Below are 25,123 nucleotides of genomic sequence, written 5' to 3'. Positions count from 1 at the left end.
TGCGTTTGGGCTGCGGCCTTATACCCCGACTTGCAATCCTTTTCTTGCTGCACTTTCCGTGCTGATTTGTTGTGCTGCCAACTCTGGCAGACAATAGCCCATCCTGTTGCACGCATGAGAGACATGATGCTATTGCGCCATTTGTCCTTTAAGACCTTGCTGGTTGCCAGCCTGTTTGTGGTAACCCTGATTCCGTCCTTGGCCCTGGTACAAACCTGGTGGCATTTGCAGCAATTGGCTGAACTGGTGGGGCAAAGCCAGAAACAGGCAGAGGGATTGGCGGAGCTGCAGCGCAGCTATGCCGAGCAGAGCGATCTGTTTGAGCGTTCTACCCGTCAGTGGAATGTCCTGCATGAGGAGGCCTTTTCCCGTACCGGAGTGCAGGCTGTGCTGAGTTTGCAGCAGCTGGCCGGACGTTTGCAGCAGCTTGATGAGACCCACTTGCAGCAGCTGGGGAGCCATCTGGCTGCATGGTGCGGGAAATCGCGTGGCCTGTTGCTGGGTGCTGCAGGTCAGGCGGAGCCATGGTCTCGTCAATATGAGGAGCTATCCCGACTTGGCAATGAGCTGGATGCTCAGGTGAGGCGTGTGAGTGCCGTGCGTCGCTTGCAGTGGGACAGCAGTTTGCGTGATAAGCGGCAGCAAGCCGACCGGGTGGCGATATTGTCCTTGTGTCTGGCGGTAGCGCTGGGGCTATTGCTGGCATGGCTACTGGTGCGACCCTTGCAACAGTTGCGCGACAAGATTGGCCGGCTGGCGCTGGGGCAGCGTGGTCAGCAATGGAGCATGTCGGCCCCGGCGGATATCTTGCAACTGGCCGCTGCCTTGCGTGAGCTGGATGGGCGGCTGGCACAGCTGGAGCAGGACAAAGCCAGTTTTTTCCGGCATGTCTCTCATGAACTGAAGACACCGCTGGCTGCGATTCAGGAGGCTTCTTCCTTGCTGCATGATCAGATTCCCGGCCCCTTATTACCCTCACAGCAAGAAATCATTGGTATAACGCTGTCGAATACCCGCTTATTGCGCCAACGTGTGGATGCCTTGCTGCAACATGATGCAGCCAACTGGCTGGGCCGTCCGCTGATGATGGAGGCGCATGATGTACGCGATCTGGTCCAGCATGCGGCTGCGGCCATGCAGCCTTTGTTACAGCAAAAGAAGTTGCAGCTGAAGCTGCCAGGGCAAGCGGTGGTACTGGTGGTGGATCAGGAAAAATTCCGAACCATTATTGATAATCTGCTTTCTAACGCCATACGATTTTCACCAGAAAATGGCGTAATTTCTGTTGAGGCTGGGAGAAGTGCTGATCATTCATGGCTGGTTGTTGCCGATCAGGGACGAGGTATTTCTGAGCAGGAGCGTAGCCTGATATTTCAGCCTTTCTATACCGGACAAGCTCCCGCCGGCGAATCGCCGGGAAGCGGCATCGGGCTGACCATGGTTAAAACCTTTGCCCAACTGATGGGGGGCGATGTTGAAAGTCTGCCTGCCGAGCAGGGCGCAAGGCTACGCGTCTGGTGGCCTTAGTGCCGCTAGCGAAACCTCTGCTGGCCGTACTCGCTGTACTGTCTGCGTCGGCGCGCCTTGCCGCAGGAATGCTGCGCTATTTTGTTAGCCGTTCTTAATAACGATTGCAGGGCAGGGAAGCGGAATGATGAAAAGATTGATGAGTGCCGTGCTGTTGCTGTCGGTGCTGGCTGGCTGTAGCAACTTGGGCAGACCGGGCAGGGAAGCATCCGGCGCGGTGGCGGGGAGAGCGCTGGCAAGAGCCTGCCATGATGCAGAGGCCGTCCTGGCCGGGGTTCGGCGGGGAAGGGAGCTGGCCTTGCCTGGCAAGGATAGCTGCGCAGGTGAGCGCCTGCGCTATGTGGCGGTACAGCTGCTGAATAGCGATGGCCGGCCTGATATGGCACGGCTACAGCAGCAACTGGACCTGGCGACCGTGCAACTACGTCAGGAACAGTCTGATGGTTTGGCTGGCCTTGCCGCATTATTGGCGGCCCAGTTGAGCGAGCGACGGCGTCATGACGAGGCCGCTACGCGCGCGAATGCGCAATGGCTGGAGCAACAGCGCCGTGCGGATGAATTGGCAGCCAAGCTGGATGCCTTGCGTTTGATCGAACAGTCCATGGCCGACAAGGCCCAGAAAAAGAAGATAAAACCATGATGCGAACAGGGCGGGTATTGCTGGTTGATGATGATGCAGATTTGCTCCGGCTGCTGAGTTTGCGGTTGGAGGCGGCTGGCTATCTGGTGGACAAGGCGGCGTCGGCGGAGGCTGCCTTGAGTGCGCTGGCCGTGCGGCGGGCTGATGTGCTGCTCACTGACTGGCGCTTGCCGGGTATGGATGGAATGGCCTTGTTCGAGCTGGTGAAGAAGAGTTATCCGGCACTGCCGGTGATTATTCTGACCGCGCATGGCACGATTCCCGATGCGGTGAAGGCGGTGAGTCGTGGCGTTTTTGGTTATCTGGTCAAGCCTTTTGACAGCACGACCTTGCTGAGCAAGGTGGAGCAGGCCTTGTCGCTGTCTTCCCCTGCGGTGTCCCAGGCAGGCCAGGAGTACTGGCGTGCCGAAGTGGTGAGCTGCAGCCCACTAATGGAAGAGTTGTTGGCAGAGGCACGGCTGATTGCGGCTACCGATGCCAGCGTGCTGATCCGTGGTGAGAGCGGAAGTGGCAAGGAGATTCTGGCGCGAGCCTTGCATCGTGCCAGCCCGCGTGCTGCCGGACCCTTTGTGGCGGTCAATTGTGGAGCGATTCCTGACAATTTGCTGGAAAGCGAATTGTTCGGCCATGAAAAGGGGGCATTTACCGGCGCGGCGACACGGCATGAAGGCTTGATTGCCCAGGCGGAGGGCGGCACGCTGTTTCTGGATGAGATTGGCGACATGCCATTGGCCCTGCAGGTCAAGCTGTTGCGCGTGCTGCAGGAGCGGGAGCTGCGACCAGTGGGAGCCAGTAAATCGCGAGCGGTGGACGTACGGGTGATTTCGGCGACGCATCGCGATCTCGAGGCGCTGATCAGTGATGGCCTGTTTCGCGAGGATCTGTTTTACCGGCTGAATGTCGTGGCCTTGAATCTGCCACCGCTGAGTGAGCGGCGGGAAGATATCCCCTTGCTGGCACAGCATTTCCTGACTCAGCTGGCAGAGCGCTATGGCAAAGAGGTGGCCGGTTTTGCACCGGACGCGATGGAGTATCTGTGCAGCCTGCGCTGGTCCGGCAATGTGCGGCAGTTGGCTAATGCGGTTGAGCAATGTTGTGTGTTGAACACCTCCGGCCTGATTCCGCTGACCTCAGTGCAGAAAGCGGTTTCCGACGGCATGGCCAGCATTGCCACCTTGGCCGAGGCGAGGCGGCAGTTTGAACGCGACTACCTGGAAAAGTTGCTGCGGGTTAGCGCCGGTAATGTCAGCGTGGCGGCACGGATTGCCGATCGTAATCGCACCGAGTTTTATCGCCTGCTGCAAAAGCATGATCTGGTGGCTGCCGCCTTCAAGGACTTCTGAAGTGTATGTGTAGCATCCAACCCCTGTCGCTAATCGGCGACAGGGGTTTTTTCATATGAATCAGCTACTTGGCGAGCATGGCTTGTCATGTTGTCGCCATCTGGCGACAGATTGGCGTGGTTTGATGGGCTGTTGTTCTGGCTTTTTATTTCAACTACTTGATTATTAATGATTTTCTGGTGCTGGCATGATGCTTGCAATACTCAGTGACAAACTGACCTGTCGGGAGTCATGGCAATGAAAATAAATCATCTTGGATTAATGCTGTTGGTGCTGTTGCCGATCAATCCGGTCCGGGCCTTGGGCATGCTGTCGATTGATCCGGTAGCAGAGCATGTGGCCGTGTCGAATATTTCGGCCGATGAAAAAATTGCCTGGGAATTGAATGAAGTGTTGAAACCACTGGCCGATGGTTCGGGCTCCGTGGTCCGGCCACAGGTTAAAGCGGGGATGGTGAAATTGCTAGGCTCCAGCCCCAATCGCGATACCGTGCGTCATCTGCTGGAAGTGGCCGCGAATGTACCCGGGGTGCGTGAGGTCCGCTCCGAAATACTGATCCGTCCTATCTGAATCCTTGTTGCTTGAAGTGAACTGCCCTTTGGCCTGCCTTCCCCCCGAGAGGCAGGCCTCTTTTTTGTCAGAAGCTGAGTACCTTGTCGGCGGCCAGCGTCCATTCAGCCAGCTCGGGCATGCTGCCGATCTGCACGCCCGGCAGTAAGCGGTCTGCCAGCAGGCCACGTGCATCGGCACAGCTACGGCAAACGTGTACCTCGGCGCCCAGCGCGATGGCTTCGCTCAGCATTTCCCCCAGATTGGGTGGCGTGGCCACGGCTTGCTGGCTCATGGCGGTGCTGACGGCATCGGACAGCAAGAACAGTCTGACACGAGCGGCCCCTGGGTGGCTTAGCAAGGCAAGGGTCAGGCGCAAGGCGCTGAGCATGCGCTCGCTGCCGTAGGGGCTGGCGTTGACGGTCAATAAAATAGTTTGCATAGAGCTTCCTGTGATCGACTAAAACACTTGCAGGGGCGGGTGCTTGTGGCATTGGGCCGTTTTCTGGCAGACATGGGGTGCTGACGTTGTGGTCATGCAACAAAGCGGCATGTGTGGCCTACCGCCGATAATAGGACAAGCAGCTTGATTTTCCTTGATCTGTGGCCAGTCGCGGCCCATGTGGCTGTAAGAATATTTTATATTGTCGAACAAAGAAAAATGCAATTGTATACAATAGGCAAATCTTAACCGGTACAAACCGGGCTGCGAACAAAATCGGGAGTTTTCCATGCAATTCGAGGTGTTTGCCCTAAACCAGAGCGCTTTGCGCGATGCCATTACATCCGCATATCGCCGTGACGAACAGGAATGTGTGCAAGCCTTGCTGCCGCAAGCTGCCCTGCAGCCGGCACAAGTCACTGCCACTCAGGAACTGGCCCGCCGTCTGGTCAGCCAGGTGCGTCATGAGCGTACCCGCTCCAGCGGGGTGGATGCCCTGATGCATGAGTTCTCGCTGGACAGCGCCGAGGGCATTGCCCTGATGTGTCTGGCCGAAGCACTGCTGCGTATTCCTGACAAGGAAACCGCTGACAAGCTGATCCGCGACAAGATCTCCCGTGGCGACTGGAAAGCCCACTTGGGCAATAGCTCGTCGCTGTTTGTGAATGCTGCGGCCTGGGGCCTGGTGGTCACCGGCAAACTGGTGTCCTCGCATAGCGAGCAGGGTTTGTCCGCTGCCATGACCCGCCTGATTGCCAAGGGTGGCGAGCCCTTGATCCGCAAGGGTGTGGACATGTCCATGCGCATGCTGGGCAAGCAGTTTGTGACTGGCGAAACCATCGAGCAGGCGCTGGAAAACGGCCGTGAGCGCGAAGCCCGCAGTTATCGCTTCTCCTACGACATGCTGGGTGAAGCCGCCATGACCGAGGATGATGCCCAGCGTTACATGAAGGACTATGTGATGGCGATTCACGCCATCGGCAAGGAGTCTGCCGGACGTGGCATCTACGATGGCCCGGGCATCTCGGTGAAGCTGTCGGCCATTCATCCGCGTTACAGCCGTGCCAAGCGCGAACGCGTGATGAGCGAGCTGTACGACCGCCTCAAACAGCTGCTGTTGCTGGCCAAGCAATACAATATCGGCCTGAATATCGACGCCGAAGAAGCCGACCGCATGGAGCTGTCGCTGGACCTGCTGGAACAGCTGGCTTTTGATCCGGACCTGGCCGGCTGGAATGGTATCGGCCTGGTGGTACAGGCTTACCAGAAACGCTGTCCTTTCATTATCGATTATCTGGTTGATCTGGCTCGCCGTTCTGGCCACCGCTTCATGGTGCGTCTGGTCAAGGGCGCGTATTGGGATGCCGAAATCAAACGCGCTCAGGTTGATGGCTTGCCGGGTTATCCGGTGTATACCCGCAAGGTGTATACCGATATATCCTACCTGGCTTGCGCCAAGCGCCTGCTGGCGGCACAAGACGCCATCTACCCGCAGTTTGCCACCCACAATGCTTACAGCCTGTCAGCCATCTACCAGCTGGGTCAGGGCCTGGATTACGAATTCCAGTGCCTGCACGGCATGGGTGAGACCCTGTACGACCAAGTGGTGGGCAAGGACAATCTGGGCAAGGCCTGCCGTATCTATGCACCGGTAGGCTCGCATGAAACCCTGTTGGCCTATCTGGTGCGCCGCTTGCTGGAAAATGGCGCCAACAGCTCATTTGTTAACCGCATCGTCGACGAAAATGTGTCCATCGACGAACTGGTGACCGATCAGGTGGCCGAAGCCGCCAGCCATGGCGGCGAGCCGCATCACAAGATCGCTCTGCCGGTGTCCCTGTACGGCAGCGAACGCAAGAATTCCAAGGGGCTGGACCTGTCCAGCGAACACGTGCTGGCTGCGCTGCAAATGGGCCTGCAGGCGTCTGAGCAACAAACCTGGAGCGCATTCCCGCTGCTGGGTGATGCCGATATCAATGTTGGCGATAGCCAGCCGGTACGTAATCCGGCCGATCATGCCGATATCGTCGGCCAGGTGATCGAAGCGACTCCCGAGCATGTGGAACGCGCGCTGCAGCTGGCTGAATCTGCGGCCGCACGCTGGGCGAATACCCCGATTGCCGACCGAGCAGCCTGCCTGAACCGCATGGCCGAGCTGATGGAAGACCACATGCCGGCGCTGATGGGCCTGGCCGTGCGTGAAGCCGGCAAGACCCTGAGCAATGCCATTGCCGAAGTGCGCGAAGCAGTGGATTTCTGTCGTTACTATGCCGCGCAGATCGTGGCCAATTTTGACAATGCCACCCACCAGCCGCTGGGCCCGGTGGTGTGTATCAGCCCGTGGAACTTCCCGCTGGCCATCTTCATTGGCGAAGTGACCGCCTCGCTGGCTGCCGGTAATCCGGTACTGGCCAAGCCGGCCGAGCAGACCAACCTGATCGCTGCTTACGCCGTACGCCTGCTGCACGAAGCCGGTGTCCCGCGTGACGTGCTGCAATTGCTGCCGGGCCGTGGCGAGATCGTCGGTGCCGCACTGACCAGCGACCCGCGCATTCAGGGCGTGATCTTTACTGGCTCCACCGAAGTGGCGCAAATCATTAACCGCACCCTGGCCAAGCGTGGCGAAGACGTGGTGCTGGTAGCCGAAACCGGTGGCCAGAACGCGATGATTGTCGACAGTTCGGCGCTGCCGGAACAGGTGGTAACCGATGTGTTGAGTTCGGCTTTCGACTCCGCCGGTCAACGCTGCTCCGCGCTGCGCGTGCTGTATCTGCAAAGCGATATCGCCGACAAGGTGATTGCCATGATCAAGGGTGCCATGGCCGAACTGACCGTGGGCAACCCGGCCCAGCTGAATACCGACGTTGGCCCGGTGATCGATGCCGAAGCCCAGGCCGGCCTGCTGGCGCACATCGACAAGATGAAGTCGCGTGCGCGCTGGACCTACCAGACCCCGCTGACCGACGCTTGTCAGCAGGGTACTTTTGTTGCGCCTACCCTGTTTGAAATCGACAACCTGTCCGATCTCACCCGCGAAGTGTTCGGCCCGGTACTGCATGTACTGCGTTTCGACGCCAATGAGCTGGACAAGGTGGTCGCCGAGATCAACAGTACCGGCTATGGCCTGACCCACGGCATTCATAGCCGCATCGACGAAACCATCAACGACATCGTCAGCAAGATCAAAGTGGGCAATGTCTACGTCAACCGCAATATCGTGGGTGCCGTAGTGGGTGTGCAGCCGTTTGGCGGCGAAGGCAAGTCTGGTACCGGCCCCAAGGCGGGCGGTCCTTACTATCTGTATCGCCTGACCCGCGCCCACTGGCAGCCCAAGCTGGCCTTGCAGCCGGTGAGCGCCGACCTGTCCGGTCTGGACAAGCTGGCCGGCGTGGCCACCAGCCTGGGCGTGAATGGCCTGGATGCGCGTATCGCGGCCGCCCGCCGTGCCTCGCCGCTGAGCCATCAGGTTTGCCTGCCCGGCCCGACCGGCGAAAAGAACACGCTCTGCTTTGCCGCCCGCGGCAAGGTAGGGTGCGTGGCCAGCAGCAGTGCGACGCTGGCCGAGCAACTGGTGGCCGTCATGGCTACCGGCAATCTGGCAGTGCTGGCGGACTCGCCGGCCAATCGCCAACTGGCCAGCGCGCTGGCCGGCCACGTCGAGCTGGTGCAAGACGTGCTGGCCGCCGAGCTGGATGCCGTGCTGTACGAGGGTGATGCCGCCGCCAAGGCGCGCCAGCAACTGGCGCAACGTGATGGCGCGCTGATTCCCCTGCTCCTGGCCGGTGAAGAGGGCTACAACCTGCACCGTCTGGTGGTGGAGCGCGCTGTCAGCGTCAACACCACGGCGGCAGGGGGTAATGCCAGCCTGATGAGTATCGGTGACTGATGATTTACCCTCCCGCGACCGCTCCGCTGTTTGGCGAGAATGGTCACAAAGCGGGAGGGAAGATGACAATCTGTCAAACGCCACTTGTCATGTGCTGTCGGCATTGGAATAATGCCGCCAGCGTTTCAACTTACAACAAGCTCGCTGCATGAGATCTGTCCGCCACAAGCGGACAGGAGAGACCGAAAGATAGAGGATTCAAGATGCAATTCACCAAGCTGACTACCGTTACCATCGCTGTCGCTGCCGCCCTGGCACTGTCTGCATGTGGCAAAAAAGATGACGCAGCCGCTTCGGCTGGCGCTGCTTCCGCTCCGGCGGCTGCCGCTGCCGGCGATAGCGTCAAGATCGGCTTCGCCGCTCCGCTGACCGGCCCGCAAGCTCACTACGGTGAGGAATACAAGAACGGCGTGACCCTGGCCATCGAAGATGCCAACGCCGAGAAGCCGACCATCGGTGGCAAGCCGGTGACTTTCGAACTGAACGCCCAGGATGACCAGGCCGATCCGAAAACCGCTACCCAACTGGCACAGAAGCTGGTTGACGACAAGGTTGCCGGCATCATCGGTCACTTCAACTCCGGTTGCGCCATCCCGGCCTCCAAGATTTACTCCGACGCCGGCATTCCGATGATCTCCATGGCGACCTCGCCGGTGTTCACCGCACAAGGCTTCAAGAACACCTTCCGCTCGATGACCTCCGACACCCAGCAGGGTAGCGTGATGGGCAAATTCGTAGTGGATACCCTGAAGGCCAAGAAAATCGTCATCGTTGACGACCGTACCGCTTACGGCCAAGGCCTGGCTGACGAATTCGAAAAAGCCGTCAAGGCTTCCGGTGGCGAAGTGGCCAAGCGCGAATTCACCAATGACAAGGCGACTGACTTCGCTGCCATCCTGACCTCCATCAAGGGTGTAAACCCGGATGTGGTGTTCTACGGTGGTGCTGATGCCCAGTCCGCGCCGATGGCCAAGCAGATGAAGCGTCTGGGCCTGAAGGCTCCGCTGATCTCCGGCGAAATGACCAAGACCCCGAACTTCCTGCAACTGGCTGGCAAGGACGCCGAAGGCAGCATCGCTTCGCTGGCTGGCCTGCCGCTGGAACAAATGCCCAAGGGCAAGGAATACGCCGACAAGTACAAGGCACGCTTCAAGGCTGACGTAGCCACCTACTCGCCGTACGGCTATGACGCTACCCGCGCCCTGATCCAGGCCATGAAGGATGCGAACTCCACCGATCCCAAGGCTTATCTGCCGGTTCTGGCCAAGATCAAGTACTCCGGTGTGACTTCGGCTAACTGGACTTACGATGACAAGGGCGACCTGAAAGACGGCGGCATCACCGTGTACAAGGTTGAAGGCGGTCAGTGGAAGGTTATGCAAACCATCGGTGGCGGCGCAGCTGCACCGGCGGCGGCTTCCGCAGCACAGTAATTCGCAGTTTATTGCAACATGCCAACGGCGCCGACTCGGCGCCGTTTTTTATTGTCTGAGGCGCGACTCCTTCCCGCAACAGCCGGCGAGCCGGGCATAATGGATGCGGTATAGCTATCAGATCGGTGTGATTTCGCATGAGTGAGTTGTTTGTCAGCCTGCCGGCCAATCAGCAGGGGCGGGATTTTGTTGTGGGCGATGTCCACGGTTGTTTTACCGAGTTGCGCGCCTTGCTGGAGCAGGTGGTGTTTGACGGCAGCCGTGACCGCCTGTTTTCTGTGGGTGATCTGGTGGATCGGGGGCCGGAATCGCGCCAGGTACTGGAGTGGCTGGCCAAGCCATGGTTTTATGCCGTGCGTGGCAATCACGAACAGATGGCGCTGGATTTTGATCTGGCCGATACCGATGGCTGCGAGCGCTATCTGCATAATGGCGGTGGCTGGTTTATCTGCCTGGACGAGTTGGACAAGCAGGCTTACCGCACTGCGTTCAGCCGCCTGCCGCTGGCCATCGAGCTGCCCAGTCCGCACGGGCTGATCGGCTTGCTGCATGCCGATTGTCCGCAGGATGACTGGAATGCGCTGCGCGAGCAGCTGTCTCTGCCCCAGCCCTGGGGCGAGGAGGGGGGCCGGCTGTTGCGGCAGATCATCTGGTGCCGTCTGCGAGCACGCGGTACGCCGCGCCAGCCGGTGCGCGGAGTATTCATGCTGTGCGTCGGTCATACCCCGCAGCGGGAAGTCCGCAGCATCGACAATGTGCGCTACCTGGACACGGGTGGTGTCTATGGCCGCAGCCTGAGCATGCTGCAGCTGGATATATTGCAGATACACAGCATCGGCGTGGCGGACAAGGGCTATTCCAGTGCGGAGCTGGATGGCTGAGTACAGATTGTCTGGTTTAAATCACCATGTCATGCTGTGCCGTTGATATCATGTCGTCTGTATTTCGGGTGCCTGGTCCCGCGTGACGGGTTAGTGCTGTTCCCCTTGTTCAGATTGTGCCTTCATGCATTTCTCTTCTAGCATTTCCGCTCTTGCCATACCGGCCATCGCCTGTGGCAAGGCTGCATTTCCCTCTCTTTCCCTGCGCTGGCCTACTGGCATGCTGCCTGAGCCAGGCTGCGGGGTCGTGGCATGAACGGCACCATTCCTTCTCCTTGCCAGCAGCGCTGCCAGCTGGATGATGCCGGCGAAAGCTGCCTGAGCTGCCGCCGTACCCTCAAGGAAATTGCCGGCTGGCCCGGCTTCAGTGATTTCGAGAAAAAAGCGGTGTGGAATCGCCTGCTGGCTTTGCCGCCACAAGGGCAGTGCAAGCAGTGCCCGGCGTGTGGCGACAGTTTCACTTGTCGTGCAGGGGATGCGGCAGAGGAGTGCTGGTGCGCCAGACTGCCACACATCATGCCCCTGGTGCCGGAGGGCAGCGACTGTCTGTGCCCGGCCTGCCTGCTACAGGCGCTGGCTACCCAGCCACCCGCCGCAGGCGTCTAGCTATTGCCTCAGGCTGACAACAGCTTGCCTGACTTGAATGCCTGTGCCGTGGCCACCTTGGCCACTGTCATGCCGGCGGTGGCATAGGGGTGTAGCTCATGGGCATACAACATGCCGCCATGTGCCGAACTGAGCACCGTGACCTTGTCCTGCAAGGGGTCGATGACTTCTGCTACGGGCTGTCCGGCGGCCACCACATTGCCTGGTGCGACCAGGAAACTCACCACCCCTGGGTGGGGCGCCACCAGGTTTTCCGAGCCAGCCAGCGGTGTGGCCGGATAAGGCAGTGCTGGCTGCGCGGCTAGGCTGTCGGTGGCGATCAGGCCGCGAAAGCGCAGGAAGTCCAGAATGGCAGCGGCATCCTGCCGCGCCAGCTGCTGGCTGACCTGGTGCTGACCACGTAGCTCTACCGTGACCGACAGGCAGGCCATTTCAATCGGCACATCCAGCCCGTCCTGCTGGCACAGGGCCTGCAGTTCCCACCAGGTTTGGCTGCAGGCTTCATCGAAAGGATAGTCGCCGGAGTCGGTGGCCAGCAGTTGCGCATGCGACTGCAGATAGCGCGCCAGCGGTTCGCACTGCTCCCACAGCGGGGTGCCGGTATACACGTGCAGGGCGGCGTTGCAGTCGCAATGCAGGTCGAGCACGATGTCGGCGTCGGCGGCCAGCTGCATCAGGTTTTTGCGCAAGCTGACCAGCTCGCTTGGCTCAGCCAGCTGTTGCAGATGCTGACGGATGGCTGCGCGGATCAAGCGGGTGTTGGCCTTGGCATCGGCACCCAGCTGTCCTTTCACTGCGGCATAGACCGCCGTGGTCAATTGCGGATAGTGGCGGTTGAAATTCTGCCCGCTGGCCAGGTCGAAACGACCCATCTGGTAACCCTGAATCGACTGCGCATGACCAATCGGATTGGCCTGTGGCACCAGAATGATTTCCCCGACAATTTTCCCCTGCTGTTCCAGTTCGCGCAGTGCCTGCTTCAGCACCCAGGCGGTCAGCATGCCCGGTAGCTCGTCGGCATGCAGCGAGGCCTGGATATAGGCTTTGCCGGCGCTGCTGCCGGGCTGGCCAAAGTGGAAGCTGGATAGCTGACGCTGCGTGCCCAGGCAGCTGGATGTCAGGGGATGTTGGTGGTGAATCATGCTTGCTCCGTGTTTGCCGCAATAATGTGCTGGCCTGGTGGCCATCAGACAGCAATGTAGCGCTTTGCATCGCAGCTGTCTGCACCGATCACCGTGTGCGATCTGGTCAAGCGGACCGGCCGGTGGCGGCTGTAGCCAGCTGAGGCTGCTTTGCCACACTGTTCGCCATTGCCGACGCTATTTTTCCACCATGGGCTGCGATGGCAGCATGATCAGAAATTTCCTATTGTTTGTTAAGAAAGAACCCGGATAGTGATGCCGTTCCCCTTTCTAAGCTTAAACAGGCTGCAGTGTGGCTGCGTAGAACAAGCGGGCAGGCCGTAACATGATCTGAAGCTTGCCGGAGGCGGAGTGTCTGAATAATCAGAAACAGGTGTCAGTGTCATGTCAAATAATCAAATGCTTTCGATGAGGCAAGGTCTCGCCAGCAAGCCGCTGGCCGGGGTGTCGGAATCCGGCCCTGCCGGCTATGGTCAGTCCGAGCTGCAAAATGCGCCGGAAGGCGCGCTGTGGGCCGAGGGTTTGCAGCCGCATGTCCTGGTGGCCGAGGATAATCTGGCCAATCTTTTCCTGCTCAACAGCCAGTTGCAGCGCCTGGGGTGCAAGGTGGTGGCCGTCAACAACGGGCAGGATGCGCTGGAGCAATGGCGGCAGGGGCAGTTCGACTGCCTGCTGACCGATCTGAGCATGCCGCAGCTGGATGGCTTCTGTCTGGTGAAACAATTGCGCGGTGAGGGAGATCAGCGGCCGGTGATCGGTATTTCTGCCGACCCGACCGAGCAAGACCAGCAACGGGCCATGGCGGTCGGTTTCAATATACTGTTGGCCAAGCCGGTGGCGCTGCCTGTTCTGCATACCACTTTGTTGCGTTTCAGCCTGGGCAGCAGCATGCAGCGCTTGCCGGTGTATGCCGGCAGCAGTCTGGCCGCCTTGTTTGATGGGGATGCGGTGCTGATGCGCAAGTTTGTGGCCAAGCTGCTGGCCAGCAATGAGCAGGATCTGGCCGAAGCGCAGTCCTTGTTCCGCCAGCAGCAACTGTGCGAGCTGGCGCATGTCCTGCACAAGATCAAGGGTGCCGCGCGGCTGATCGACGCCCAGCAAGTGGGACGTGACTGTGAACAATTGGAGAAAGCCTGCAAGGCGGGGAATCCGGAACAGATCGACATCTTGTTGCAGGACCTTGCCTGCCGCCTGCAAGAGCTGGCGCAGCGCCTGCAGCGCATGGTGTAGGTGGGGTTAGACGTGGCTAGACAACAAGGGCAGGGAGCCTGGCTCCCTGCCCTTGTTGCATGCTGCCAGCGCTTGCTTAGCGGTGGCGGATGATGGCGCGCAGGATGTTCTTGAGTGCGGCCACCTCCTGTTCGCTGAAGCCTGCCAGCATTTCCCTTTGCTGCTGTTCGGCCAGATCGTGCAGCGCTTCAGCCTGTTGCATGCCTTGCGGCGTCAACTGGTAGTGCTGCTGCTGCCTGCTGATCAGCTCCTTGCGTTGCAGCATCTCCATGGCCTGCTCCACCTCGCGCTCCGGCATGTTGACTTCGCCATGCAGGGCGGCGGCCTCCAGACCGTGTTCCAGCACCAGCAGCATGCGCGCCTCGCTGATGCGCAGGCCGGTTGCCATCTGGCGCGGCTGGTAGTGGTGCTGGTAGGCCCGCACTGCCTGGGTCAGCAGGTAATAGATATTGTCGTTCAGCCGCCGTTGCAGCGAATCGCTGGCCGGTGGTGCGGCATCTTTTTTCTGCTGCAGGCTGTGGGGGAAGGCCATGGCATAGCTGCCCTGGTGATACAGCAGCGGGGCGCGACCAAAATCATCCAGTGCCACCACCTTGCCGATGACGATCCAGTGGTCGCCCCCTTCATGCAGGACATGGCGCTCACAGACAAAGCGCGCGGCACAGCCTTCCAGCAGCGGCACACCGCCGGCTCCGGTTTGCAAGGTCAGGCCGGCAAACTTGTCCTCGGCCGGGCGGGCAAAGCGGTTGGACAGTTCGATCTGGTCTGCTGCCAGGATATTGACGGCAAAGTGGCTGGCGTCGCGAAACACCGGGTAGCTGCCGGAGCGCTTGTCTATGCTCCACAGGATGAGCGGCGGGTCGAGCGAAACCGAATTGAAGCTGTTGGCGGTAACGCCAACCTGCTGCCCATCCGGCCCGCAGGCAGTCATCACCGTGACCCCGGTGGCGAAGTTGCCCAGAGCACGGCGGAACAGGCGCGGATCGTCGGCGCTGGCTGGTGTGTGATTCATGCTGGTCTCCTTTATTATTTTCTTGTCGGTCTCAGACCATGCTCGGGTCAGGCTCCAGGCCCATCAACTCGCGTCCCAGAATCTGGGCGCAGACATCGTAATCGGTGTAGGCATGGGCGCCGGTCATGTGCGAATCGCGGAACAGGCGTTGCAGCTCGTTGCCCTCCATCCAGCTGGTGGCACCGGCAGCACTGAACAGTCGGTCCACTGCCTCGATGCACATCTTCACGGCATAGGCCTGATTAGTGCGCCAGAAGGCCAGTGTCTCGCGGCTGGGGTATTCATGACGACGGCCATGGGCGGCGTGGTCCTGCCAGGTTTTTTCCAGAAAGGCACGGGCAGCGGCAATCTGATGAGTGGATTCGGCCAGTCGCATCAGCGCCGGGGTCGCGGTGCCGACATTGACGCCGGTATAGGCGCGCACGCGGTTCTGGGTTTTCTCCTTGAAGGCCTGCAGCATGCGTTCGGCCAGTCCCAGGCTGATAGAGGCGAAGCCGCTGGCAAAATAAGGGCGATAAGGGGTGTAGAAGATAGCGCTGTCCGGGTAGAGGCCAAAGCCACTGGAGCGGCCTTCCATCATGTCCTTGGCGGCCTCGATACGGTGATTGGGGATGAAGGCATTGCGGATCACCAGCGTTTTGGAACCACTACCTTTCATGCCCATGGCGTACCAGTTGTCGCGGATTTCGTAGTCGCTGCGCGGCAACACGCCAAAGCTGTATACCGCTTCGCCGGCTGCATTCTTGCGGCGCATGCCGACAATGGCCCACTCGGCGTGATCGCAGCCGCTGCTCCAGCCCATTTCACCACTCAGATACACTCCGCCTTCGGCTTCTTCGATCTGACTGAAAGGGGCGATACTGCTGCTGGCGGTGGCATCCGGGTTGCTGCTCCATACCTCGTCTTGCAGACGCTGCGAGAACATGGCCAGCTGGTGGCTGTGGGTGCACAGCAGGCTGAAGGCCCAGGCAGTGCCGCCACAGGCACCGGCCAGCGCGGCGACGCAGTCGGCAAATTCCGGCAGGGAGATTTCCAGCCCGCCATATTTCTTCGGCTGGAAGGCGCGGTGCATGCCTATGCTTTTCAGCAGGCGGATATTGTGTTCCGGTACCTGGCGCAGTTGTTCTGCTTCATTGGCATTGGCGGCGATTTCCGGCAGGATGCGTTGCACTTCTGCCAAGAGGGTGTTGTTGGCGCTCATGATGTTCTCCTGTTGCAGCTGGGTATTTAATTAACAAGTTAAGTAGTTGCCCCGGCTTGGGATGGTGGGCAGCTGCATGGCTTGTGTAAAGGATGATGTTGTTGTTATCGGGACGAGATGAAACTGCATGGCGCAGATTCAGCATGCATTATGTGTTGTGTTTTTTGGCCATGAAATACAAGTTTCAGGTGCTTGCTTGTACTTTTCATGGAATACCGGCATGGCCATCATTCTGGCGGGGCATGGCGTGCAGGCAAAAAAATCAGCAGGGCCGCGGACGCTACCCTGCTGTCAAAGGAGCTGCTGATGTGGCTGTGGCCGGCCTGCCTTAGCGTGGTGCCGGTTTGACGATGGGGATCAGATAGATGATCAGTGCGCCCAGCAGCAGGGCTGCGGCACCAAACAACAGCCCGGAGGTAAAGCTGTGGGTGAGGTCTTTCAGCCAGCCCACCACCACCGAGCTGAGCGCCGAGCCGACATTGCCGGTGGCGTTGATGACGGCAATGCCAATGGCCTTGGCCTTGAGTGACAGCACCGCGTCTGGCGTGGTCCAGAAAATGGTCATGGCGGTAAAGGCCCCGGCCGAGGCCATGACGATGCCGGTCAGGCGCAGCAGCGGGTCGCTGCTCCAGGCGCACAGCAGCCAGCCGGCCGCAGCAAACAGCATGGGCTGGATGGTGTGCCACTTGCGCTCTTGCTTGCGGTCCGAGCGTGCACCCCACCACAGCATGGCGAGGATGGTGCCGATTTGCGGTATCGCCGCCAGCAAGCCGATGGTGGCATTGCTGCTACCCACATTGAAGCTTTTGACGATTTGCGGCACCCAGATGTTGACCATGCTCAGGGTGTTCACCAGACAAAAATAGCCAAATGCAAATTTGACGATACTGGGACTGAGCATTTCGCGCCACACGCTTTGCGGTCGCACCGGGCGCGGTGCGGCGTCCTGTTCGGCCTGCAACATGCCGTGCAGGCAGTCTTTTTCATCCTGGCTCAGCCAGCGCGCATCGGCGGGCTTGTCATCCAGATAGAACCACACGGCGATGCCCAGCAGCGATGCCGGCAAACCCTCCACCAGAAACAGCCATTGCCAGCCATGCAGGCCCCACAGCCCGTTCAGCTCCAGCAGATAGCCGGACACGATGGAGCCGGCAGCTGCAGTCAGCGGCATGGCAATCATGAACAGCGCATTGGCGCGGGCACGGTGGCTGCGTGGAAACCAGAAGGTGAGATAAAGCAGCATGCCGGGCAGGAAGCCGGCTTCGGTCACACCCACCAGTGCGCGCAGGATATACAGGCTGTGCGCATCGTAGGCGAACAGGGTGGCGGTAGAGGCGATGCCCCAGGCCACCATGATGATGGCGATCCAGCGCCGGGTGCCGAAGCGGCTGAGAATGATGTTGCTGGGAATGCCGCACAGCACATAGGCCACGTAGAAAATGGTGGTGGCCAGGCCAAACATGGTGGCGCTCAGCCCCAGGTCCTGGCCCATGGTGAGGCCGGCAAAGCCGATATTGATGCGATCCAGAAAGGAAAATACGAACAGGATGAACAGAAACCAGATCAATCGTTTCGATACCTTGGCGATGACTTGCTGTTCCCGCTGCTGCTGTGTGGCGCTCTGTGGCGGGTGGCCCGCCGTGGTACTGCCAGAATGCGTGGTCATGCTTTTCTCCTCATTATGTGGTGCGACGCTCTGTGGCGTTTATGCAGTGCTGTCGATGGGAACTGTCCAAAAGTGAAGATGTTAACGATGGCAACTTCGGCGGCCTGCCGGCGGAGCCATGCTGGCAGCTCCGCCATCAAGAGTTTTAGAGCGGCTAACAAAATAGCGTAGCGTCCCTGGGGCAAGGCGCGCCGACGCAGACAGTACAAGTCGTACCGCTAGCAGGCGCAACGCTGCAGCAGGGTTTTTGTTAGTGCTTAGTACACGCCGCTACTGCCGACTGCGCTGCTTGTCGACTTGAAGCGGGCAGACAAGGCCTCGCTGCTGCGCGCCAGCACGGTGCTGTCCACGCCAACCGCAACAAACTGTGCGCCCAGCTCGATATAGCGCCGTGCCAGTTTTTCATCGGCCATCAGAATGCCGGCGGCCTTGCCCTGGGCGCGGATGCGGGCGATGGCCTGTTCGATGGCGGCCTGGACTTCCGGGTGGGTGGGCTGGCCGAGATAGCCCAGGTCGGCTGATAGATCGGCCGGGCCGATGAACACACCGTCTACCCCTGGCGTGGCGGCGATGGCATCCAGATTGTCCAGACCCTGCCGCGTTTCAATCTGCACCAGCACGCACAGCTCTTGTTCGGCCTGCTTGAGGTAGCCCTCGATGCGATTCCAGCGCGAGGCACGGGCGATGGCACTGCCCACGCCGCGGATGCCATGCGGCGGATAGCGGGTGGCGGCCACCGCCAGCGCGGCTTCCTCCGCGGTTTGCACCATGGGCAGCAGCAGGGTTTGCGCGCCGATATCGAGAATCTGCTTGATGCGCACCGGGTCGTTCCACACTGGCCGTACCACCGGGTGGCTGGGGTAGGGGGCGATGGCCTGCAACTGGCTCAGCATGTCGTTCAATTCATTGGGCGCGTGTTCGCCGTCGATCAGCAACCAGTCGAAGCCGGCACCAGCCAGTAGTTCGGCGCTGTAGGGGCTGGCCAGGCTCAGCCACAGGCCGATCTGCACCTCGCCGTTTTTCAGTGCTGCCTTGAAGCGGTTGGGTGGGTTGTGCATGGAATTCTCCTTAAAAAACAAGAGCAGCTAACAAAATAGCGCAGCGCCCCTGATGCAAGGCGCGCCGACGCAGACAGTACAAGGTGTACGGCCAGGAGGCGCAACGCAGCAGCAGGGTTTTTGTTCGCTGATCTAAACAAAGCGGCAGCTGATGGCACCCAGCGGGCCATAGTCGACATGGAAAGTATCGCCAGCACGCGCTGGCACCGGGCGGGTGAAGGAACCACCCAGAATCACCTGACCCGGCTGGAGGCTGACATCAAACGGCGCCAGCTTGTTGGCCAGCCAGGCCACGCCATTGGCCGGGTGGTTCAGTACCGCCGCCGCCACCCCGGACTCCTCGATCACGCCGTTGCGGTACATCAGCGCGGAGACCCAGCGCAGGTCCAGCTCGGATGGCTTGATCGGGCGGCCACCCATCACCACGCCGGCATTGGCGGCATTGTCGGAAATGGTGTCGAACACCTTGCGCGGCCGGCCGGAGGCCGGGTCGATGGACTGGCTGCGGGCATCGATGATTTCCAGCGCCGGAATGACAAAATCGGTGGCCTGATACACATCGAACAGGGTGATGTTCGGTCCTTTCAGCTCTTTGCCCAGGATGAAGGCCAGCTCTACCTCTACTCGCGGCACAATGAAGCGACTGGTCGGAATATCGCTACCATCGTTGAAGAACATGTCATCCAGCAGGGTGCCGTAGTCCGGTTCGTTGATCTGCGAGGACATCTGCATCGCGCGTGAAGTCAGGCCGATCTTGTGGCCCTTGATGGTGCGGCCCTCGGCCAGCTTCATGTCTACCCAGCAGCGCTGGATGGCGTAGGCGTCTTCGATGGTGATGTCAGGGTAGTCCAGTGAAATCTGGCGGATCTGCTCGCGTTGTTGTTCGGCCTGATGCAGGCGGCGGGCGGTATCCTGGATGATGTCTGGTGTCAGCATGATGTCTCCTTGTTGGCGAGTCCGCCAAAGCACAGGTATTTGATTTCCATGAAATCCTCCAGACCATGGCGTGATCCCTCACGCCCCAGTCCGGATTGCTTGATGCCGCCAAAGGGAGCCACTTCGGTGGAAATGGCACCTTCGTTGATGCCGACCATGCCGGCTTCGATGGCTTCCGCCACCCGCCAGCAGCGACCGATATCGCGACTGTAAAAGTAGGCGGCCAGCCCCGATTCACCGTGATTGGCCAGGCGGATGGCTTCGGCTTCGTCGTGAAAGCGGATCAGCGGTGCCAGCGGGCCAAAGGTTTCTTCCTGCGCCACCTGCATCTGTTCGGTGACATTGGCCAGTACCGTGGGCTGAAAGAAGTTGCCACCCAGCGCATGCGCAGCGCCGCCGGTGAGCACGGTGGCCCCCAGGCTGACGGCGTTATCGATGTGGCGCTGCACCTTGGCCACCGCCGCCGGGCTGATCAGCGGGCCTTGCTGCATGCCCGGCTCGCTGGCCGGGCCGACTTGCAGCGCGGCTACGGCAGCGGCGAGCTTGCTGGCGAAGGCTGCGTAAATACTGTCCTGTACCAGCAGGCGGTTGGCACAGACACAGGTCTGGCCGCTGTTGCGGAACTTGGCGAACAGTGCGCCCTGTACCGCTGCGTCCAGGTCGGCATCGTCAAACACGATGAAGGGGGCATTGCCACCCAGTTCCAGCCCCAGCTTCTTCACCGTGTCGGCACACTGGCGAATCAGCAATTTGCCCACGGCGGTGGAGCCGGTGAAGCTGAGTTTGCGTACCTGCGGGCTGGCCGTCAGTTCAGCGCCAATGGCGGCGGCATCGGTGCCGGTGACCACATTGAACACGCCGGCCGGTATGCCGGCCTGCTCGGCCAGCGCGGCCAAGGCCAGTGCCGACAGCGGTGTTTCCGCTGCCGGTTTCAGTACCACGGTACAGCCGGCAGCCAGTGCCGGGGCTACCTTGCGGGTGATCATGGCGTGCGGGAAATTCCACGGCGTGATGGCGGCCACCACGCCGATGCCTTGGCGGATGGTGAGCAGACGCTTGTCGGCAAAGGGGCTGGGAATCACCTCGCCGTAGGCGCGTTTGCCCTCTTCGGCAAACCACTCGATATAACTGGCACCGTAGGCGATTTCCCCCAGGCTCTCGGCCAGTGGTTTGCCCTGTTCCTGGCTGATCAGCGCGGCCAGTTGTTGCTGGTGTTGCAAGATCAGCGCGTGCCAGCGCAGCAATATGGTGGCGCGCTGTTTGGCGCTGAGCGCTTGCCAGGCGGGCAGGGCCGCATGGGCGGCGGCAATGGCGGCGCGGGCGTCCTGCGCATCCAGGTCGGCCACTTCGGCCAGTAGCTGGCCACTGGCCGGATTGCGCACGGCAAAGCGGCGGCTGCCGGGCAACCACTGGCCATTGATATAGGCTTGCTCGCGCAACAGGGAAAGGGTTTGGCTTTGCATGGGATTCATTTCTGCCTCAGGGGAAGGCGGATCAATTGCAGGCACAGCCATGCAGCCAGGCCGCAGACCATCACCAGCAGATTCATGGCGCGTGGGCTGCCATCGAACAGGCTGGCCACCAGCGCACTGGCCAGCATGCCGCAAGCAAACTGGCCGGATACCGCCAGTGCCATGGCCGCTCCGGCGCGTGTGCTATGCAGCTGCAGCAAGCGCGCCATGGCATTGGGACCGATGCTGCCGGTCATACCCACTGTGAATAGCAAGGGCAGCACCGTCAGCCACAGGCTGCTTCCGCCGGTCAGCCACAGCACGATGCCGGCCACGGCGACGATGGCGCATTGCCATTGCAGCAGGGTGTCGATGCTGTGGCGGTGCAGCAGCTGGCGGTTGAGCAGGCTGAACAGCACGATGGCGACGATGTTCAGCCCGAACAGATAGCCGTAATGCTGCACCGCCACGCCGAAGTATTCGATGTAGACAAAGGGTGAGCCGGTGATATAGGCGAACATGGCACCAAAAGTCATGCCCAGTGCCAGGCTGTAGCCCATGGTGGGCAGGTCTAACAGCAGGTGGCCGTAGGCACGGAAGGCCTTGCCCAGCGTGATGTCGTTGCGGCCACTGGGCGGATGGCTTTCCGGCAGGTGCAAGGTCACCACTGCAAGGCAGATGGCTCCAATCACGGCCAGCAGCAGGAACAGGCTGCGCCAGCCTGCCAGCAGTAACAGCCAGCCGCCCAGCAGTGGAGCAAGCAAGGGAGCGATCATGGTGATCTGCTGCATCAGCGACAGCACGTGGCCAGCCTGGCTGAGCGGGAAGGCATCGCGCACGATGGCGCGCGCCATCACCGTCGCTGCCCCGCCACCCATGGCCTGGAGTACGCGCAGCGCAATCAGCTGTTCCGCAGTCTGCGCCGCAGCGCAGGCCAGGCTGGCTGCCAGATACAGTGTCAGGCCAGTCAACAGCACCGGGCGACGGCCATAGCGATCGGACAGCGGGCCATACAGCAGCATGCCGCCGCAAAAGCCAGCCAGAAAACCGCCTATGGTCAGCTGGATGCGCGCCACCGACGCGGCCAGATCGGCGGCGATGGCGGGCAGGGCCGGCAGATACATGTCGATGGACAGCGGGCCAAAGGCCACCAGCACGCCCAGCAGCACGATCAGTCGCACCTGCTGCTGCGGATTGCGGACAGAGTGCATGGGCTGGCTTACTTGAAGCGCTGGTGGACGTTGTTGTGCTTGTAGCTGAGCTTGGCGTCCAGCTCGCTCAGTTCGAAGGTGAGCGCCAGATAGCGTGCCTCGAACAGCGTGGCAAAGTGTTCCTTGATCAGCGCAAACAGGCCCTGTGCGGTGCGTTCGCGCTCTTCAAATGTGCGGCCATGGCCGATTTTCAGGCTCATGTGCACAAAGGCGTAGTCGGCCTCGCCATCGGCCATGCGCCAGGTGTCCAGCCAGATGGCGCGGCTGCGGATGCCGGCCACCGGATAGAGACCGGTGCCGATCAGGTAGGCATGGGCTTTTTCGAACAGGGCGGGCAGGTCGGCCTGCTCACGGATATTGTCGGTGCATTCGACGATGAAGTGCGGCATGGCTTTCTCCGGGGCAATGCCGCCAGCCCGCTCACGGCGGGGCTGGCGGCGGTGGACAACAAATCAGACCGGCAGCACGACGTTGATCTGGCCGGTGCCGGAGCTACCAAAGTAAGGCGTGATGACTTCGGCCTTGCCCTGGTATTCGTCCCAGCCCAGTGAGCCCAGCAGCATGGCGGTGTCATGCATGAAGCCTTCGCCGTGACACTTTTCCGCATATTCCGGCAACATGGCGCAGAAGGTTTTCCAGTCGCCGCGCTGCCACATGGCTACCACTTCATGGTCGAAGGTTTCCAGGAAGGGGCTCCATACCTTGTGCAGGTATTGCTCGGCCACGCCGTTCTGGGCAAAGCGGTGCGACAGCGAACCGCTGGCCAGAAAGGCCACCTTGCCGTCGTACTGTTCTTCCACGGCCTGGCGCATGGCCATGCCCAGGCGGGCACTGTCGGCCAGACTGTGTACCGTGCACATGGCCGAGACCGATACCACCTTGAAATGCTGGTCGGCATTCATGTAGCGCATCGGCACCAGCGTGCCGTATTCCAGCGCCAGCGTGGTGGCATCGTGGGCGCGGGTGTGTACCCCGGCCGCGGTGGCGGCCTCGGCCAGCAGCTTGCCCAGCTGCGGATTGCCCGCATAGGCATAGGGCAGGTTCTTGATGAAGTGCGGCAGCTCGTTCGAGGTATAGATGCCCTCGAAGGCCGGCGCGCAGTTGACGTGATAGCCGGAATTCACCAGCCAGTGGGTATCGAACACCACAATGGTGTCCACGCCCAGTTCACGGCAGCGGCGGCCGATTTCCTTGTGGCCGTCGATGGCGGCCTGACGGCAGCCCTGATGCTGGCCGGGCAGTTCGGATAGATACATGGACGGCACGTGCGTGATCTTGGCCGCCAGGGCGAGTTGTCCCATGGTGTGTCTCCTTTGTAGTCATGAGGGGCGGTGGGGCTGATGTGTGCCACTGCCAAGAGGCCGGGCGTTCTGTGGCGCCCTGACCATCTGTTGTTTCAAGAGCCGCTGACAAGCGCGTAGCGGCTCTGCGCTTACAGTCCCCAGCGCGGAATGTGATGACTGCCCATCGAGATGCAGACGTTCTTGATTTCGGCAAACACCTCAAAGCTGTACTCGCCGCCTTCGCGCCCGGTACCGGAAGCTTTCACGCCACCGAAGGGCTGGCGCAGGTCGCGTACGTTCTGGCTGTTGATGAATACCATGCCGGCCTCGATACCGCGTGCCAGCCGATGTGCCTTGCCGATGTCCTGGGTCCAGATATAGGACGCCAACCCGTATTCCACATCATTGGCCAAGCGCAGCGCGTCGGCCTCGTCGTCAAACGGCATCAGGCACACCACCGGGCCGAAGATTTCTTCCTGGGCAATGCGCATGCGGTTGTCCACATCGGCAAACACCGTGGGCTGGATGAAGTTGCCACGCGCCAGATGGGCGGGCAGGTTCGCCGGGCGTTCCAGGCCGCCAGCCACCAGCCGCGCGCCTTCTTCCAGACCGATACGGATATAGCCGGTGACCTTGTCGTAGTGTTGCGGGGTGATCATGGAGCCGACCTGGGTGGTCGGGTCTTGCGGATCGCCCACCCGCAGACGCTGGGCGCGGGCGGCAAACTCCTGCACGAACTGATCGTAAACCGGACGCTGGATGAAGATGCGGCTGCCAGCGGTACAGCGTTCGCCATTGAGCGAGAAGATGGTGAACAGCGCGGCATCCAGTGCACGGTCCAGATCAGCATCGGCAAAAATCAGCACCGGCGACTTGCCGCCCAGCTCCATGGAAAACTTCTTCAGGCCGGCATTCTGCATGATGCGCGTGCCGGTGGAAGTGCCGCCGGTAAACGACACGGCGCGCACATCCGGATGGCGTACCAGCGCGTCACCCGCGGTGGCACCATAGCCCTGCACCACGTTGAACACGCCGGGCGGTACGCCGGCTTCCAGCGCCAGCCGGCCCAGTTCGTTGGCAGTCAGCGGGGATAGCTCGGACATCTTCAGCACAGCAGTATTGCCCAGCGCCAGGCAGGGCGCGGTTTTCCAGGTGGCGGTCATGAAGGGAACGTTCCACGGCGACACCAGGCCACACACGCCCACCGGCTGGTATAGCGTGTAATTGAGCATGCTGTCGTCCACCGGATAGCTGTGGCCGTTCATGCGGGTACACACTTCGGCGAAGAAGTCGAAGTTGTGCGAGGCGCGCGGAATCAGCACGTTTTTGGTCTGGTGAATCGGCAGGCCGGTGTCCAGTGTTTCCAGTTCGGCCAGCATGGGCACGTTCTGGTCGATCAGCTCGCCCAGACGGCGCATGATTTTGGCGCGTTCCTTGGCCGGGGTGCCGGCCCACTTGGGGAAGGCTTGCTTGGCGGCGGCCACGGCGGCGTTGATCTCTTCTGCGCCGCCGGAGGCCACTTCGGTAATCACCTCACCGGTGGCCGGGTTGATGGTTTCGAAGGTTTCCTTGCTGTCGACCTCACGGCCGTTGATCCAGTGCTTGATCATCTTGTTGTCTCCTGTG

At 60.7% G+C, this 25,123-nt stretch carries 21 protein-coding genes; 9 read left to right on the top strand and 12 right to left on the bottom strand.

Translation table 11 applies throughout. The features are described 5' to 3' along the window. The first annotated feature begins 123 nt into the window (after window positions 1-123). The 4 genes from DBR44_RS08105 to DBR44_RS08090 all read left to right on the top strand — a co-directional run bounded on the left by DBR44_RS08105 (window position 124) and on the right by DBR44_RS08090 (window position 4,080). Window positions 124-1,527 (top strand): sensor histidine kinase KdpD, encoded by a 1,404-nt coding sequence (locus DBR44_RS08105; RefSeq protein ID WP_158613578.1) that lies wholly within the window; start codon window positions 124-126, stop codon window positions 1,525-1,527. A 124-nt stretch (window positions 1,528-1,651) separates the two neighbouring features. Continuing rightward, a complete protein-coding gene (locus tag DBR44_RS08100; protein WP_124643582.1) occupies window positions 1,652-2,167 on the top strand; it encodes a hypothetical protein in 516 nt (171 codons plus the stop codon). Then, window positions 2,164-3,510, top strand: coding sequence for a sigma 54-interacting transcriptional regulator (locus DBR44_RS08095; RefSeq protein ID WP_124643581.1), 1,347 nt, complete (start codon window positions 2,164-2,166; stop codon window positions 3,508-3,510). The genes DBR44_RS08100 and DBR44_RS08095 overlap by 4 nt, the downstream gene beginning before the upstream one ends. 237 nt (window positions 3,511-3,747) lie before the next feature. Continuing rightward, entirely contained in the window at window positions 3,748-4,080 is a 333-nt protein-coding gene (locus DBR44_RS08090; protein ID WP_124643580.1) for a BON domain-containing protein, read from the top strand. A gap of 67 nt (window positions 4,081-4,147) precedes the next feature. On the opposite strand, the gene DBR44_RS08085 is transcribed toward DBR44_RS08090, so the two are convergent. Beyond that, on the bottom strand, window positions 4,148-4,501 hold the full coding sequence (locus DBR44_RS08085; protein WP_124643579.1) for a DsrE/DsrF/TusD sulfur relay family protein: 354 nt from the start codon (window positions 4,499-4,501) through the stop codon (window positions 4,148-4,150). A gap of 289 nt (window positions 4,502-4,790) precedes the next feature. Here DBR44_RS08085 and putA point away from each other — a divergent pair, with 289 nt between their 5' ends. From putA to DBR44_RS08065, 4 genes are all read left to right on the top strand, one after another. After that, window positions 4,791-8,387: a trifunctional transcriptional regulator/proline dehydrogenase/L-glutamate gamma-semialdehyde dehydrogenase gene (gene putA / locus DBR44_RS08080; protein WP_124643578.1), complete on the top strand. Its 3,597-nt coding sequence runs from the start codon at window positions 4,791-4,793 to the stop codon at window positions 8,385-8,387. A gap of 203 nt (window positions 8,388-8,590) precedes the next feature. Then, window positions 8,591-9,820: a branched-chain amino acid ABC transporter substrate-binding protein gene (locus DBR44_RS08075; RefSeq protein ID WP_124643577.1), complete on the top strand. Its 1,230-nt coding sequence runs from the start codon at window positions 8,591-8,593 to the stop codon at window positions 9,818-9,820. 137 nt (window positions 9,821-9,957) lie between these two features. After that, entirely contained in the window at window positions 9,958-10,701 is a 744-nt protein-coding gene (locus tag DBR44_RS08070; RefSeq protein ID WP_124643576.1) for a metallophosphoesterase, read from the top strand. A 252-nt stretch (window positions 10,702-10,953) separates the two neighbouring features. Continuing rightward, the gene (locus tag DBR44_RS08065; protein WP_124643575.1) at window positions 10,954-11,307 is read left to right on the top strand and encodes a cysteine-rich CWC family protein; all 354 of its coding nucleotides are present in this window, start codon (window positions 10,954-10,956) and stop codon (window positions 11,305-11,307) included. Between the two features lie 8 nt (window positions 11,308-11,315). Here the strand turns inward: DBR44_RS08065 and DBR44_RS08060 are convergent, their stop codons facing one another. Next, window positions 11,316-12,449, bottom strand: coding sequence for a M14 family metallopeptidase (locus tag DBR44_RS08060; protein WP_124643574.1), 1,134 nt, complete (start codon window positions 12,447-12,449; stop codon window positions 11,316-11,318). A gap of 408 nt (window positions 12,450-12,857) precedes the next feature. Between DBR44_RS08060 and DBR44_RS08055 the strand changes: the two genes are divergently transcribed. Further along, entirely contained in the window at window positions 12,858-13,679 is an 822-nt protein-coding gene (locus tag DBR44_RS08055; protein ID WP_158613577.1) for a response regulator, read from the top strand. Window positions 13,680-13,755: 76 nt separating this feature from the next. Here DBR44_RS08055 and DBR44_RS08050 read toward each other — a convergent pair whose 3' ends face one another. From DBR44_RS08050 to hpaE, 10 genes are all read right to left on the bottom strand, one after another. Further along, window positions 13,756-14,691 carry a p-hydroxyphenylacetate 3-hydroxylase reductase component gene (locus DBR44_RS08050; RefSeq protein WP_124643572.1) on the bottom strand — a complete coding sequence of 312 codons (936 nt, stop codon included), beginning with the start codon at window positions 14,689-14,691 and terminating at the stop codon, window positions 13,756-13,758. 31 nt (window positions 14,692-14,722) lie between these two features. Further along, window positions 14,723-15,892: a p-hydroxyphenylacetate 3-hydroxylase oxygenase component gene (locus tag DBR44_RS08045; protein ID WP_124643571.1), complete on the bottom strand. Its 1,170-nt coding sequence runs from the start codon at window positions 15,890-15,892 to the stop codon at window positions 14,723-14,725. A gap of 328 nt (window positions 15,893-16,220) precedes the next feature. Next, on the bottom strand, window positions 16,221-17,558 hold the full coding sequence (hpaX, locus tag DBR44_RS08040) for a 4-hydroxyphenylacetate permease (protein WP_124643570.1): 1,338 nt from the start codon (window positions 17,556-17,558) through the stop codon (window positions 16,221-16,223). A gap of 257 nt (window positions 17,559-17,815) precedes the next feature. Further along, on the bottom strand, window positions 17,816-18,616 hold the full coding sequence (hpaI, locus tag DBR44_RS08035) for a 4-hydroxy-2-oxoheptanedioate aldolase (RefSeq protein WP_124643569.1): 801 nt from the start codon (window positions 18,614-18,616) through the stop codon (window positions 17,816-17,818). A gap of 132 nt (window positions 18,617-18,748) precedes the next feature. Then, window positions 18,749-19,552: a 2-oxo-hept-4-ene-1,7-dioate hydratase gene (gene hpaH / locus DBR44_RS08030; RefSeq protein ID WP_124643568.1), complete on the bottom strand. Its 804-nt coding sequence runs from the start codon at window positions 19,550-19,552 to the stop codon at window positions 18,749-18,751. Further along, the gene (locus DBR44_RS08025) at window positions 19,546-21,015 is read right to left on the bottom strand and encodes an NAD-dependent succinate-semialdehyde dehydrogenase (RefSeq protein WP_124643567.1); all 1,470 of its coding nucleotides are present in this window, start codon (window positions 21,013-21,015) and stop codon (window positions 19,546-19,548) included. The genes hpaH and DBR44_RS08025 overlap by 7 nt, the downstream gene beginning before the upstream one ends. A 5-nt stretch (window positions 21,016-21,020) precedes the next feature. Beyond that, the gene (locus DBR44_RS08020; protein WP_124643566.1) at window positions 21,021-22,214 is read right to left on the bottom strand and encodes a Bcr/CflA family multidrug efflux MFS transporter; all 1,194 of its coding nucleotides are present in this window, start codon (window positions 22,212-22,214) and stop codon (window positions 21,021-21,023) included. An 8-nt stretch (window positions 22,215-22,222) separates the two neighbouring features. Then, on the bottom strand, window positions 22,223-22,603 hold the full coding sequence (locus tag DBR44_RS08015) for a 5-carboxymethyl-2-hydroxymuconate Delta-isomerase (RefSeq protein WP_124643565.1): 381 nt from the start codon (window positions 22,601-22,603) through the stop codon (window positions 22,223-22,225). Between the two features lie 63 nt (window positions 22,604-22,666). Next, window positions 22,667-23,515, bottom strand: coding sequence for a 3,4-dihydroxyphenylacetate 2,3-dioxygenase (gene hpaD / locus DBR44_RS08010; protein WP_124643564.1), 849 nt, complete (start codon window positions 23,513-23,515; stop codon window positions 22,667-22,669). 131 nt (window positions 23,516-23,646) lie between these two features. Continuing rightward, a complete protein-coding gene (gene hpaE / locus DBR44_RS08005) occupies window positions 23,647-25,107 on the bottom strand; it encodes a 5-carboxymethyl-2-hydroxymuconate semialdehyde dehydrogenase (RefSeq protein ID WP_124643563.1) in 1,461 nt (486 codons plus the stop codon). Window positions 25,108-25,123 lie beyond the last annotated feature (16 nt).

The sequence above is a fragment of the Aquitalea sp. FJL05 genome (assembly GCF_003852595.1).
Lineage (GTDB): Bacteria > Pseudomonadota > Gammaproteobacteria > Burkholderiales > Chromobacteriaceae > Aquitalea > Aquitalea aquatilis.
This window is presented reverse-complemented; position numbering and strand designations above follow the sequence as displayed.